Annotated in this window: 11 protein-coding genes; all 11 read right to left on the bottom strand. The window is 64.9% G+C overall.

Annotated features, from left to right (window positions below):
* Positions 1-3: 3 nt before the first annotated feature.
* The gene (locus GRZ55_RS19905) at positions 4-825 is read right to left on the bottom strand and encodes an outer membrane protein assembly factor BamD (RefSeq protein WP_246734898.1); all 822 of its coding nucleotides are present in this window, start codon (positions 823-825) and stop codon (positions 4-6) included.
* Positions 826-1,032: 207 nt separating this feature from the next.
* Positions 1,033-1,983, bottom strand: a complete 951-nt coding sequence (gene lpxC, locus GRZ55_RS19900) for a UDP-3-O-acyl-N-acetylglucosamine deacetylase (protein ID WP_169288710.1) — start codon at positions 1,981-1,983, stop codon at positions 1,033-1,035.
* A gap of 276 nt (positions 1,984-2,259) precedes the next feature.
* On the bottom strand, positions 2,260-3,918 hold the full coding sequence (gene ftsZ, locus GRZ55_RS19895) for a cell division protein FtsZ (protein ID WP_169288709.1): 1,659 nt from the start codon (positions 3,916-3,918) through the stop codon (positions 2,260-2,262).
* Positions 3,919-3,986: 68 nt separating this feature from the next.
* Entirely contained in the window at positions 3,987-5,291 is a 1,305-nt protein-coding gene (gene ftsA / locus GRZ55_RS19890) for a cell division protein FtsA (protein WP_169288708.1), read from the bottom strand.
* On the bottom strand, positions 5,288-6,100 hold the full coding sequence (locus GRZ55_RS19885; protein WP_169288707.1) for a cell division protein FtsQ/DivIB: 813 nt from the start codon (positions 6,098-6,100) through the stop codon (positions 5,288-5,290). The genes ftsA and GRZ55_RS19885 overlap by 4 nt, the downstream gene beginning before the upstream one ends.
* 74 nt (positions 6,101-6,174) lie before the next feature.
* The gene (locus tag GRZ55_RS19880; RefSeq protein ID WP_169288756.1) at positions 6,175-7,101 is read right to left on the bottom strand and encodes a D-alanine--D-alanine ligase; all 927 of its coding nucleotides are present in this window, start codon (positions 7,099-7,101) and stop codon (positions 6,175-6,177) included.
* A 299-nt stretch (positions 7,102-7,400) separates the two neighbouring features.
* On the bottom strand, positions 7,401-8,366 hold the full coding sequence (gene murB / locus GRZ55_RS19875; protein WP_169288706.1) for a UDP-N-acetylmuramate dehydrogenase: 966 nt from the start codon (positions 8,364-8,366) through the stop codon (positions 7,401-7,403).
* Positions 8,363-9,775, bottom strand: a complete 1,413-nt coding sequence (gene murC / locus GRZ55_RS19870) for a UDP-N-acetylmuramate--L-alanine ligase (protein WP_169288705.1) — start codon at positions 9,773-9,775, stop codon at positions 8,363-8,365. The genes murB and murC overlap by 4 nt, the downstream gene beginning before the upstream one ends.
* Positions 9,772-10,896, bottom strand: coding sequence for an undecaprenyldiphospho-muramoylpentapeptide beta-N-acetylglucosaminyltransferase (gene murG / locus GRZ55_RS19865; RefSeq protein WP_169288704.1), 1,125 nt, complete (start codon positions 10,894-10,896; stop codon positions 9,772-9,774). The genes murC and murG overlap by 4 nt, the downstream gene beginning before the upstream one ends.
* Positions 10,897-10,898: 2 nt before the next feature.
* Positions 10,899-12,050 (bottom strand): putative lipid II flippase FtsW, encoded by a 1,152-nt coding sequence (ftsW, locus tag GRZ55_RS19860; RefSeq protein ID WP_169288703.1) that lies wholly within the window; start codon positions 12,048-12,050, stop codon positions 10,899-10,901.
* On the bottom strand, positions 12,050-13,450 hold the full coding sequence (gene murD, locus GRZ55_RS19855; protein WP_169288702.1) for a UDP-N-acetylmuramoyl-L-alanine--D-glutamate ligase: 1,401 nt from the start codon (positions 13,448-13,450) through the stop codon (positions 12,050-12,052). Before murD ends, ftsW begins: the two co-directional genes overlap by 1 nt.
* Positions 13,451-13,456 lie beyond the last annotated feature (6 nt).

Raw genomic sequence — 13,456 nt, 5'->3', positions numbered from 1 at the left:
CCGTCAGCTGCCCATGATCAGAGCCCCGGCTCTCGAAATCCAGGAGCCCCGGTTCTCGCGTGGCTCGAGACCGCCCGACTGAAGCAAACGGTAGGAGTCGCTGTACCACTGGCTGTCAGGGAAATTGTGCCCCAGCACGGCTGCCGCCGTCTGCGCCTCGGACTGCAGCCCCATGGCGAGATAGGTCTCGGTAAGGCGCGCGAGTGCCTCTTCGACGTGGCGGGTCGTGGAATAGTCCTCCACCACGTTGCGGAACCGGCGAGCGGCCGCGATGTATTCGCGCCGCTCGAGATAATAGCGGCCGACCTGCATCTCCTTGCCGGCGAGCTGATCACGCGCGAAGCGGATCTTCTGCTGGGCATCATCGACATACTCGGAATCGGGCCAGCGCTGCACGACTTCCTGCATCGCTTCGATGGTACGGCGCGATTCGGCCTGATCTTGCGTCACGTCGCGGATCTGGCGCCAGTAGCTCAGCCCGATGATGTACTGCGCATAAGCCGCATCGTCGGACGTGGGATAGAGTTGCACGTAGCGGCGCCCGGAATTGATCGCCTCTTCGTACTGCGCCTGGCGATACTGGGTGAAGGCACCCATGACGAGCGAGCGACGCGCATATTCGGTGTAGGGATGCTGGCGGTCGACAGCCTCGAATTTCGCAGCTGCCTCGCTGAGACGACCTGCGTTGAGGTTCGCAAGACCCTGATTGTAGAGCGCATCCGCCGGCTCGACATTCTCGACCAGCATGGCGAGGTCGAGATTGTCGCCATTGGACTGGCAACCGGAAATGGCGAGTGCGACGGCCACGACCGGCACGCCGAGCATTCCAATCCCGAGGCGCCTGCGCGCGCTGACTGAACCGTTCAACGACATGGTGTTACCCGCCCCTCGAGCGTCTTTGAAACATCTCATAATGGCGGCCATTAAACACAACCACCATTCATCGGCAACGCTATCGCCCGGCAATGGCGCGATTTTGTGGCATGCGGCTGTATGCCGACCATGTTCCGAAGCAAAGCCGCCATCAGGCGATCAGAGCATCCACGGCGCGTAGACGGGCGCGTTGACGGCAATCATCTCGGCCATGCGGCCGCGTTCACGCCGCGTCGTCTCGACGATCTCGAAAGCGGTACGATCCGAAAGCAGGCGCCGCAGCGCAGCCGCGTTCAACTTGTGGCCGCCGCGGAAAGACCGGAAGCAGCCGATGAAGCAGGCACCGGCAAGCGCGAGATCACCCAGCGAATCGAGCATCTTGTGACGCACGAACTCATCCGGATGGCGCAGGCCTTCCATGTTGATGACACGGTGATCGTCGCCAATCACAACGGAATTCTCGAGCGAGGAGCCAAGCGCGTAGCCGGCAGCCCACAGACGCTCGACATCCTTCATGAAGCCGAAGGTGCGGGCGCGCGAGATATCCCGGCGAAAGATGCCGGGATTGATATCGGTGGCGAAGGATTGACGGCCGATCGCGGGGCTGTCGAAATCGATCTCGACCTCGAAACGCGTGCCGTCATAGGGCCGGAACTCGGCCCAGGAGGCACCGTTCTCGATGCGGACGGGCTTCAGGACGCGAATGTAGCGACGCTTGATGGACTGCGTCTCGAAGCCCGCGCGCTCGAAAGCATGCACGAAGCTCTCCGCGCTTCCATCAAGGATCGGAACCTCGCTGCCGTCGACTTCGATCAGAAGATTGTCGATGCCCAGACCGAAGATCGCGGCCATCAGATGCTCGACGGTGGCAACATGGACGCCGGCCGGGTCACCGAGGACGGTGCACAGGTCGGTGCCGCCGATCTCGGAGACCAGAGCGCGCAACTCGACCGGTTGGCGCCCGTCCCGCATGACCGAAAAGACGATGCCGGTATCGGCATCCGCCGGGGAGAAGTGAATCGAAACGGGCTGCCCCCCGTGAACGCCGACACCCGACAGAGATATGCGCGACTTCAGTGTCGTCTGATAGTCGTTCGATTCAAACCCCATAAAGCCCGTCCCGATGGTGTGTGCACGGCCGCGTGTGCGCACGGCTCGAATTACGCGGCCCGGTCGGGAAACCATCCCCTAGAATCCCTTGGCAGCCTGATTTGCGATCGGAAGATACCGGGCCGCCACAGATAGTCCAAATCACGGATTCTTACTCAATGTTACGGCGCCGGATAACGTCGTCACTCACACTAAGCGCTTGTTTTGAAAAGGGACTTGACCCCGTCGGAGGCCAAGTCCCGATACCGTCCGTTACAGTTCGTTACATCTTCGCGATCAATTGGCCTGGCGGCGCAGGAAGGCGGGAATGTCCAGCTGATCCTCGTCGTCGGCAGCCCGACGCTGCACGGCCACGCGGCCCTGGTCGTCAAGCTGGCCACGGCGGCCCGCATAGAGCTGATCCTCGGCCGCACGGCGCGCCTCCTGCGGCGCCTGTCGCAGACGCGGCTCGCGCGGCTGGGCGGCGGGCTGCAGGCGTGCAGGCTCTTCCTCGCGGCGCGAGAGGCCGTTGGTCAGCCGCTTGAGCAGGCCCAACGGCCCACGATCTTCGTCGTGACCCTGATGATCGGGCGAGGCAATCTCGGCCTGTACCATCGGCGGGAAATCCTCGACGCGCGGCAGGCGGGGCATTTCGGCTGCCGGCTGCGGAACCGGCTGCTGCGCCATCGGCTGCGGACGCGGCGCAGGCTGGTGCGGCTGCTCCGGTTCGGCAAAGAGGCGATTGCGCGGCATGTCGGGGGCCGGCTGCGGGCGCGGTGCGGGCGCGGTCTGCGCTGCGGCCATCTCGCTTTCGCGGATGATGTCGCCCACCGGGTCGGCCGCCGGGGCGGGCTGAGGACGAGGCTGCGGGGCGGCCTCGGCAATGGCCGGGCGCAGTTCCGCCGGCCGCTGCTGCGGCTGGGCGGGACGATCGGCCTTGACCGGTGCGGCAACCCGCTGGACCTGCGGCGCCGCCGCGATGTCGGCTGCGGCCTTGTCGATGCCGGTCGCCACGACCGACACGCGGATCACGCCTTCCAGATCCTCGTCGAAGGTTGCGCCCAGAATGATGTTGGCCTCCGGATCGACCTCCTCGCGAATACGCGTGGCGGCCTCGTCGACCTCGAACAACGTCAGGTCGCGGCCACCCGTGATCGAGATCAGCAGGCCACGGGCACCCTTCATCGAGGTTTCGTCGAGCAGCGGGTTGGCGATCGCTGCTTCGGCAGCGGCCATCGCGCGACCCTCGCCGGAAGCTTCGCCCGTGCCCATCATCGCCTTGCCCATCTCGCGCATCACCGAACGCACGTCGGCGAAGTCGAGATTGATCAGACCTTCCTTGACCATCAGGTCGGTGATGCAGGCCACGCCCGAATAGAGCACCTGATCGGCCATCGCGAACGCGTCGGCGAAGGTGGTCTTGTCGTTGGCGATGCGGAAGAGATTCTGGTTCGGAATGACGATCAGCGTGTCGACGCTCTTCTGCAGCTCTTCGATACCCATGTCGGCCGTCTTCATGCGGCGCTGGCCTTCGAAGTGGAACGGCTTGGTGACCACACCGACGGTCAGGATGCCACGCTCGCGCGCCGCGGCGGCGACGACAGGCGCAGCGCCGGTGCCCGTGCCGCCGCCCATGCCGGCGGTGACGAAGCACATATGGGTGTTGGAGAGATGGTCGACGATCTCGTCGATGCACTCCTCGGCGGCCGCGCGCCCGACCTCGGGCTGTGAGCCGGCGCCGAGACCTTCGGTCACGTTGGCGCCAAGCTGGATCAGCCGCTCGGCCTTCGACATGGTCAGCGCCTGGGCATCGGTATTGGCAACGACGAAGTCGACGCCCCGAAGACCGGCGGTGATCATGTTGTTGACGGCGTTGCCGCCGCCGCCGCCGACGCCGAACACGGTGATGCGCGGCTTCAGCTCAGTGATGTCCGGCTTCTGAAGATTGATGGTCATTTGTCCTCGTCCTTATTGCCACTTCGCCGCATCGCCGCACGGCCGACTTCGATAGGGCCCCGCCCCTGCTAAAAACTGTCCTTGAGCCATCTGCCCACTCGTTGCAGACGACCACCAGATGCCACACCCCGCCAGCCGAAGAATCCCCCTGCGCTGACACGGCTTTCGTAACCGGCCACCTGGGGATAGATCAGAAGCCCCACAGTGGTGGAAAATGCCGGACCCTTCATCGCCTCGGGGAGCCCCGAGACGCCGAGCGGCCGGCCTAGCCGGACGTTCCGTCCAAGAATGCGGCGCGCGGCTTCGGCAAGACCCGGCAGCTGGCTGGCGCCACCCGTCAGAACGATCCGCCGCCCGACCAGGGCCGAGTATCCGGAGGCGGTCAGCCGATCCCGGATCATCTCAAGCGTCTCCTCGATGCGCGCGCGCACGATGCGATTGACCACCGTGCGGGGGATCTGGAGGAGCTGCGCGGTATCGTCGTTGCCGATGGGCTGGACATTCACTGTCTCTCGTTCATCGCCCCCCACCGGGAGGGCCGACCCGGTAAGAACCTTAAGTCGCTCAGCTTGTTCGAGGCTGGTGGAAAGGCCGCGCGCCAGATCCATGGTGACATGATGGCCGCCGATGGGCAGCACGTCGGAGTGCACGAACCGGCCCTCCGAGAAGACCGAGAAGGTGGTCGTTCCGCCACCCATATCAATGCAGGCCGCCCCCATCTCCGATTCGTCGTCGACCAGCGCGGCAAGTCCGCTCGCATAAGGCGTCGCGACCATGCGCTCCACGCTCAGATGCGAGCGGTTGACGCAAAACTCGAGATTGCGGATCGGCGAGGCGTCGGCCGACACGATATGCATGTCAACGCCGAGACGATCGCCCACGAGACCGCGCGGATCACGCACCCCCCGTTCTCCGTCGAGCGAAAAGCCCGTGGCCAGAGAATGAACGATCTGCCGCTCGTTGCGCAGTGCCTGGCGCCCGCCGGCGGTCAGCACCCGCTTGACGTCGCTCTCATTGGCCTCATGGCCGCCGAGTTCGATGTCGGCTGAGAATTTTTCGGAGCGCATGCGCCCGGCGCTGAGATTGACGATCAGCGAATCCACCGTCACGCCCGCCATGCGTTCGGCGGCATCGACGGCCAGCCGGATCGCCTGTTCGGCGCGGTCGAGCTCGATGACCATGCCGGATTTCACGCCGACCGATTTCTGATGCCCGAGACCCAGGATTCGCACCTGATGCGTGCGGCCCGGAAGATGGGGGCTTTCCTCGCGAGGCTTGAGCTTGGCGATGATGCAGCAGACCTTGCTCGAGCCGACGTCGAGGACGGTGATGATGCCTGACCGGGGATTGGCAGCAGACGCGTTCCACTTCATGTGCGACGCCCCGTGCCGGACGCACCGGCTCTGTTCTTGAGTGCTGCATCGCGCGTCTCCTTCGCCTCCGGCGTCAGCCGCAGGATCAGGCGGTCGGGAAAGCGCATGTCGACCGAAACGATGTCGCGCGAGAAGATCCCGTGCTGGCGGTCGAGCTCGACGATGTCGCGAAGCGCCCGGTCCACGCCATCTTCGGGCAGCTGAATGGTAACCCCATTGTCGAGCCGCACATCCCAGCGCCTCTCGGCGATGAGGATGTAGCCCATCGCGCGCGCGGCGAGTTCGGGGTGCTTTTCCATGACGGCGAGGAATTCCTTGCCGGCCTCGGCGGCGCCCTGCCCGATCACGAGCGGGAGGTTGGCATGCCGACGTCCGGCAGTGGGCGCGATCGACTGGCCGGCTGCGTCGATCACCGCCAGTTGCCGACCCTGCTGCCAGACGGCAAAGGCCTGACGCTCCACGATGTCGACCTCAAGGGTCGAGGGATAGACCTTGCGCACGGCCACCTGCTCGATCCAGGGGAGGCCTGCAATGCGATCGCGTGCCTCGCCGGCATCGAAGCCGATCAGTGCCGTCCAGCCGTCGAGACCGATGCGGTCGAAAATGTCGAGTTCGGATGTCTGCCGATTGCCGGTGACCTTGATGTCCTCGATGGCGAAACCGGAGCGGGCGGAAACGGCCTGTGCCACCGAGGCGCCGTGCCCGCCGAGCACCACGCCGTAAAGGCTGGCCGAGCCGATGAGAAGTGCGGAGGCGATGGTCGCCGAAAAACGCGGGAACTCGACCTCGCCCGAGGTCAGTCGACCCATGGCGCGCGCGGGGCGCCGTAGCCAGCGCGGCAGCACGAAGGCCTGACCCGCTGATGTTCCAACTCTGACTGACTTCACCGCGGACACGAAGCGTCCTCCACCATCCAGCTTACAAGCTCCCCGAAACCGTGCCCCGCATGGGCGGCCAGTTCGGGCACCAGCGACGTCGGTGTCATGCCCGGCTGCGTGTTGATCTCCAGCCAGATGAGTTCGCCGTTTTCGGAATGGCGGTCGTCGTAGCGGAAGTCCGAGCGGGTCACGCCCCTGCAGCCGATCGCTTGGTGTGCCTTGAGCGACAATGTCTGAATCTTTTGGTAAATATTTGGTGAAATTTCCGCCGGACAGACGTGCTTTGAGCCGCCTTCGACGTATTTCGCATCGTAATCGTAGAAGCTGTGGCCGACCGGCACGATCTCGGTGACTCCAAGGGCCACATCGCCCATCACGGCGCAGGTCAGTTCGCGCCCATGAACGAATCGCTCGACCATCACGACGTCGCCGTAACGCCACTCCGACGTGGCCAGCATCTGGGGCGGATTGGCTTGCCCCTCTTTGACGATCACCACGCCGAAACTGGAGCCCTCCGCGACCGGCTTGACCACGTAGGGCGGCTCCATCGGATGGACGTTTCCGATGTCGAAACGGTTCATCACGCGCGATTGGGCAACAGGGATGCCGGCCGCCTTCGCGATGATCTTGGCCTGCTTCTTGTCCATGGCGAGCGCCGAGGCCAGCACTCCTGAATGGGTATAGGGAATCTCGAGGAACTCCAGCACGCCCTGAATGGTGCCGTCCTCGCCGAAGGGGCCATGCAAGGCGTTGAAGGCGACATCGGGCCGAAGATCCCGCAGAACCTCCCCGACATCGCGTCCCACATCGACACGCGTGACACGATAGCCTTCTGCCTCGAGCGCATCCGCGCAGGGATTTCCCGATGCCAGAGACACCGGTCGCTCGGAGGAGAATCCCCCCATCAGTACAGCTACGTGTTTCTTGGCCATCGCCAGCAAAATTCCCCTCTCGCGGCGGGAAGAAAAATCCCGGGTGCCGAGCCGAATCCGTCCACACCCCGGAGACCCCTCACCGGGCTGAAACGCGAACAATCGCGACCGACTCAAATCAGATAAACGCCGCACCCCAAAGAATCAGAGAGTTGATTCCGTGGCAAGCGGCGGGAAGAATTTTTCGGCGCGAGTTGCCGGCAAAACGCTCAGGAATTGGGCCGCCGATCATGTCCTCATGGGCCGAGAAGACCTTCCGGCCCGCCGAGCCCGTCGCTCTTTCGGAAACATGAAAGAACCTAGAGCATCTGCCCCAGGAACTCCTGCACTTCCTGCCCGGTCTTGAAGCGGCCAAGGCGCTTGATCTCCCATTCAAGCCTGATGCCTGAATGCTCCAGCACGCGCGCCCGCACCGTTTCGCCAAGCTGTTCGAGATCGTGGGCTGTGGCTGTGCCGGTGTTGATCATGAAGTTGCAGTGCATGGGCGACATCTGCGCCCCGCCGATCATCAGCCCACGGCAGCCGGCGGCGTCGACTTCCTTCCAGGCCGAGGTGCCGGGCGGGTTCTTGAAGGTCGAACCCCCGGTCTTCTCGCGGATCGGCTGCACGGTCTCGCGGTGATGCTGCACCTCGTCCATTGCCGCCTTGATGGCGTCCGGCTCGTCGCGATAGCCCTCGAACAGCGCCTCGACGAAGATCAGGCCCCCCGGCGCCGACGAATGGCGATAGGCATACCCCATCTCGTCGTTGGACAGCACATGCACCTCGCCCTTGCGGTCGAGCGCCCTGACCTCGACCACGCGCTCGCGCGTCTCCACCCCGTTGGCGCCCGCATTCATGCGCAGCGCGCCGCCAATGCCGCCCGGGATGCCATGATAGAGATGAAACCCGCCAATGGCGGCATCGAGCGCGAGGGCAGCCAGTCGCTTGTCGGGAATGGCCGCGCCTGCCCGTATGCGGTTATCCCCTTCGACCGCCGCCTGGCCGAAACCCTTCGCCGACAGCCGGATCACGACGCCGGCAATGCCACCGTCGCGGACCAGGAGATTGGAGCCGATGCCGACGACAGTCACCGGCACGTCTTCGGGCAAGAGCTTGAGGAACGCCGCCAGATCCGCTTCGTCGGCCGGCTGGAAGAGAAGATCGGCCGGCCCGCCGACGCGGAACCAGGTGACCGCGTCCATGCCCGCATCGGGCGTCATTCTTCCACGGATGTCCGCGACCGCGTCGCCAAGACGTTCGAGTAGCTTGGTACCTTCGCTCACGCCGCCTGCTCCAGCGCCGCGAGTTCGCCGGGCAGCGCATAGGCCCACTGGGTAATGCTGCCGGCGCCCAGGAAAACGACGAAATCGCCCTGGCCCACCAGTTCGCGCACCAGGGGTGCCAATTGGTCGGGCGAGTTGACGTGACGGGCATCCTTGTGGCCACCGGCGCGGATTCGCGAAACGAGCGTCTCGGAATTCACGTCCTCGATCGGCTCCTCGCCCGCTGCATAGACTGGCGCCACCAGCACCGTATCGGCATCGTTGAAGCAGGCCGCGAAATCATCGAAGAGGTCGTGCAGGCGGGTGTAGCGGTGCGGCTGCGCAATCGCCACGATGCGTCCCCTGCAGCCCTGGCGCGCCGCCGACAGCACCGCCTTGATCTCGACCGGATGATGTCCGTAATCGTCGAAGATCTCGGCCCCGTTCCAGGACCCCGTTCGCGTGAAGCGACGCTTGACGCCACCGAAGGAGGCAAGTCCCTTGCGGATCGCGGCCTCGTCGAGACCCAGCTCATGGGCCACGGCGATGGCGGCGGTCGCGTTGGACACGTTGTGTCGCCCTGGCATCGGCAGCACCAGATCGGACATCCGCAGGATCTCGCCGCTCCGCCGGTCGCGGATAGCCAGATCGAAGGTCGAACTGGCGCCCTCGACGCGCAGGTTGGAGAACCGCACGTCTGCCTGCGGGTTCTCGCCATAGGTCACGAGCCGGCGGTCTTCGATACGCCCGACCAGGGCCTGCACTTCCGGGTGGTCGATGCACATCACGCCGAAGCCGTAGAACGGCACGTTCTCGACGAAGCGGCGGAACGCCTTGCGGACCTTGTCGAAGGATCCGTAGTGGTCGAGATGTTCGGGATCGATGTTGGTGACCACGGCGATCTCGGCCGGCAGTTTCAGGAAGGTGCCGTCGCTTTCGTCGGCCTCCACGACCATCCACTCGCCCTCGCCCATATGGGCATTGGTGCCATAGGCATTGATGATGCCGCCATTGATGACCGTCGGATCGAGCCCGCCGGCTTCGAGAAGGGTCGCGACCATCGACGTGGTGGTCGTCTTGCCATGCGTACCGCCGATAGCGATCGCCTGGCGGAAACGCATCAGTTCGGCCAGCATCTCTGCCCGCCGTACCACCGGCAGGAGCCGCTCGCGCGCCGCGAGGAGCTCGGGATTATCCTTCCTGATTGCCGTCGAGACGACGACGACCTCGGCCGAGCCGAGATTCTCGGCCCGGTGTCCCACGAAACACTCGATCCCCTTGTCGCGCAGGCGCTGGACATTGGCGCTTTCGGCCTGATCGGAGCCCTGCACCTGATAGCCGAGATTGTGCAGGACCTCGGCGATACCGCTCATGCCGATGCCCCCGATGCCCACGAAGTGCACGACACCAATCGCTTGAGGCATCTTCATGGGGCGGCTCCTTTGGCGAATTCGATGACTGTTTGGCCGCTGGCAATAGCTTCCACGAGATCGGCAAGCAAGGCGGCGGCATGTGGCCGGCCCGTTGCGCGCGCAGCCGCCGCCATCTGTGACAGCCGCTCGGGCGATGCCGCCATCGTGCCGATCAGTTCGGACAGGCGCTCCGCCGAAAGCTCGGATTGGGGATAGACTTCCGCCCCGCCCTGCGCCGCCAGCGCCGCCGCGTTCGCAGCCTGGTCATGGTCGAGCGCATGGGGAAACGGAACGAGAATGGCCGGCCGCCCGATCACCGCGATTTCGGAAACGGTGGAAGCGCCCGAGCGCGAAATCACCAGATGTGCGTCCGCCATGCGCCGTGCCAGATCGGTAAAAAAGGGCGCCACGGAAGCTTCCACGCCGAGTTCGCGATAGGCATCGCGGACCGAAGCTTCGTCTTCCGCGCGGGCCTGCTGGACGATGCGCAGCCGGTCGCGGAGATGCTTCGGCAGTCGGGCGACGGCATCGGGGATCGCCTGCGAGAAGAACTGTGCGCCCTGGCTGCCGCCGAACACGAGCAGCCGGAACGGGCCGTCGGGCGAGGCTGGCGCATAGGGTGTTGCGGCCGATTCGATCACCGCGGGGCGAACCGGATTGCCCGTCTGCACGATCTTGCCGGCCAGCGGCCCGCTGGCCTCCAGGAAGCCGCCGGCGATGGCGCTCACCCGCGCTGCAAGCGCCTTGTTGGCACGTCCCATCACGGCGTTCTGCTCGTGAATGATCGTCGGCACGCCGCGCCGGCTCGCCGCGAAGACCGGCGGCAAGGTCGGGTAGCCGCCAAATCCCACGACGGCCTTCGGCTGCAGCCGCGCGATCAGCGCCGAGGCCTGGCGAAAGCCGGTCCACAAGGCCATAAAGGCGCGCACCATGGCGATCGGGTTCCTCGACCCAACAGTAGCCGACCGAATCGGATGGATGTCTGCGGCGGGAAAGTCGCCTGCGAAGCGCTCGGCCCGGCTGTCGGTGGCCAGATGCGGCTCCCAGCCCCTTGCCTTGAGCTCATGCGCCAGTGCCTCCGCGGGAAAGAGGTGCCCGCCGGTGCCACCAGCCGAAAGCAGGATCTTGCCCTTGGCCATGGCTAGCGCGCGGCGGCAGGCAGGTGGGCATCGGCAAAAGTTGCCCGGCTCAGCCTGTCGGGCCGTACCCTCGTCAGCGCCAGCACCATGCCCATCGAGATCGCCATGGCGATGAGCGAGGAACCACCATAGGAGATGAAGGGCAGCGTCATGCCCTTCGCCGGCAGGAGCTGCACGTTCACGCCCATATTGATGATTGCCTGTAGGCCAAAGAGCACCACCAGTCCCGCCACCGAATAGCGGGTGAAGTCGTCCCGCTCGCGCAGGGACGCGTTGAGCCCGCGCAGGACAATGAAGGCGAAGAGGCCGAGAATGATCATGCAGGCAACCAGACCGAATTCTTCGCCGGCGACCGCGAAGATGAAGTCTGTGTGGCTGTCAGGCAGGATACGCTTGACGGAGCCTTCGCCCGGTCCCTGACCGAACCAGCCGCCGCGCACAAACGCCTCGCGGCCCATGTCGACCTGATAGGTATCGCCTTCGCCGGTGATGAAGCGGTCGATACGGCCGGCCACGTGCGGGAATACCGTATAGGCCATGGCCGCACCGCCAAGAGCGATGCCGCCGATGAGCATGATCCACAGCCAGGGCATGCCCGCCATGAAGAACATCGCGCCCCAGGTCGCCGTTACCAGCAGCGTCTGGCCGAGATCGGGCTGCGCCACGAGAAGCGCGAGCACCGCCGCCAGCAGAAGCAGGGCCAGAAGATTGCCCGGAATATCGGGGTTGCGGGCCTTTTCGGCAAAAAGCCAGGCGGAGATCACCACGAAAGCGGGTTTCAGATATTCGGAAGGCTGCAGGGATACGCCGAAGAGATATAGCCAGCGCCGCGCGCCCTTGATCTCGGCGCCGACAAACAGCACCGCCACCATCATTGCCAGGGCGACGATCAGCATCGCCAGCGCCAGACGCCGAACGTTGCGGCGGTCTAGGAACGACACGCCGATCAGGACCAGCACCGCCGGTATCATGAATACGAGTTGGCGGATCACAAAATGGAAGCTGTCGAGGCCGATGCGCTCGGCAACCGCGGGACTCGCGGCGAATGAAAGGACCGCTCCAAGCCCCATGAGGCATAGGAAGGCGGCCAGGAACCAGCGGTCGACCGTCCACCACCAGTTCGCCATCGGACTGCGATCAACGCGGCTAACCATCAGTCTGTCTCTCCAATCGCTTCCACGTCATCCAGTTCCATCACAGCCTGACGGAACGCGTCTCCCCGCACTTCGAAATTCCTGAACTGGTCGAAACTCGCGCAGGCAGGAGAGAGAAGCACCACCGCTTCGGGCGAATCGTCACGGGCCGAATCAGCCGCGGCGTTTTCCACAGCTGAGCGAATCGTGCCGGAAATCTCATAAGGAATGGTTGCGCCGAGGACTGCGGCGAAGGCCGGGGCCGCCTCGCCGATGAGATAGGCCTTGGCGATGCGCCCGAAAAGCGGCTGCAGCGAGTCGATACCGCCCTCCTTCGCAAGCCCGCCCACGATCCAGTAGATGCGGTCGTAGGTAGAAAGAGCCGGCGCGGCCGCCTCGGCGTTGGTGGCCTTGGAATCATTGACGAAGAGAACCTTGTCGCGCCGCCCCACCAACTCCATGCGGTGCGCCAGCCCGGGGAAACTGCGCAGCCCGGCATCAATCTCCCACGATTCAAGTCCCGCTGCCTCAAGCGCAGCGACAGCGGCGAGCGCGTTCTGCGCGTTGTGGCGTCCGCGCAGGGTCGCCATGCCGGCAAGATCGGCCACTTGCCGCAGATGCCCGTTCTCGGCGCGCATTAATGCTGTTTCCTGGAGGAAGTAGCCGTCGGGCAGGACCCGGCCGGTCGAAATCCGGATCACTTTCTGCCCATGAATTTCGGCCCGGTCGGCGATCGCCGCACAGTGCTCGTCATCCACCGCGACAATCGCCGTCCGGCTGCCGGCAACCAGCCTTTCCTTCACGGCCGCGTATCGGGCGAAGGTTCCGTGACGGTCGATGTGGTCGGGCGTCAGGTTCAGGAGGATGCCGACCGAGGGATCGAGCGTCGGCGACAAGTCGATCTGGTAGGAGGAGCATTCCACCACATGATAGCGGTCGGTCGCTGGCGGTTTGAGTGTCAGTACGGCGCGTCCGATATTGCCGCCCATCTGCGCATCCCGCCCCGATGCCGCGATCACATGCGCGATCAGCGCCGTGGTGGTCGACTTGCCGTTGGTGCCGGTGATGGCGATGAAGGGCGAGCCGGGCGCCACTGCCCGTCTTTCGCGTGCGAAGAGTTCGATGTCGCCGACGATCTCGACCTTGGCTTGACGCGCAAGCTCGACGCACCAATGCGGCTGGGGATGGGTGAGCGGCACGCCGGGCGACAGGACAAGGCAGGCAAAGCCCGACCAGTCCGCGGAGCGCAGGTCGACCAGGTCAATGCCGCTGTCAGAAGCCCGCTCGCGCGTTTCCGGATTATCGTCCCAGGCCGCGACATTTGCCCCCCCGGCCATCAAGGCTTCGGCTGTCGCCACGCCCGATCCGCCCAGGCCGAACAGGGCCACCTGCTTGCCGGCAAAACACTTGGCGGGAATCATGATGCC

It is taken from the genome of Chelativorans sp. ZYF759, assembly GCF_012911015.1.
Taxonomy (GTDB): Bacteria; Pseudomonadota; Alphaproteobacteria; order Rhizobiales; family Rhizobiaceae; genus ZYF759.
This window is presented reverse-complemented; position numbering and strand designations above follow the sequence as displayed.

Excerpts from the sequence above, each read along its gene's own strand:
- GRZ55_RS19905 (WP_246734898.1), bottom strand. The coding sequence starts at position 825 with ATGCTCGGCGTGCCGGTCGTGGCCGTCGCACTCGCCATTTCCGGTTGC.
- lpxC (WP_169288710.1), bottom strand. The coding sequence starts at position 1,983 with ATGGGGTTTGAATCGAACGACTATCAGACGACACTGAAGTCGCGCATA.
- ftsZ (WP_169288709.1), bottom strand. The coding sequence starts at position 3,918 with ATGACCATCAATCTTCAGAAGCCGGACATCACTGAGCTGAAGCCGCGC.
- ftsA (WP_169288708.1), bottom strand. The coding sequence starts at position 5,291 with ATGAAGTGGAACGCGTCTGCTGCCAATCCCCGGTCAGGCATCATCACC.
- GRZ55_RS19885 (WP_169288707.1), bottom strand. The coding sequence starts at position 6,100 with ATGGGTCGACTGACCTCGGGCGAGGTCGAGTTCCCGCGTTTTTCGGCG.
- GRZ55_RS19880 (WP_169288756.1), bottom strand. The coding sequence starts at position 7,101 with ATGGCCAAGAAACACGTAGCTGTACTGATGGGGGGATTCTCCTCCGAG.
- murC (WP_169288705.1), bottom strand. The coding sequence starts at position 9,775 with ATGAAGATGCCTCAAGCGATTGGTGTCGTGCACTTCGTGGGCATCGGG.
- murG (WP_169288704.1), bottom strand. The coding sequence starts at position 10,896 with ATGGCCAAGGGCAAGATCCTGCTTTCGGCTGGTGGCACCGGCGGGCAC.
- ftsW (WP_169288703.1), bottom strand. The coding sequence starts at position 12,050 with ATGGTTAGCCGCGTTGATCGCAGTCCGATGGCGAACTGGTGGTGGACG.
- murD (WP_169288702.1), bottom strand. The coding sequence starts at position 13,450 with ATGATTCCCGCCAAGTGTTTTGCCGGCAAGCAGGTGGCCCTGTTCGGC.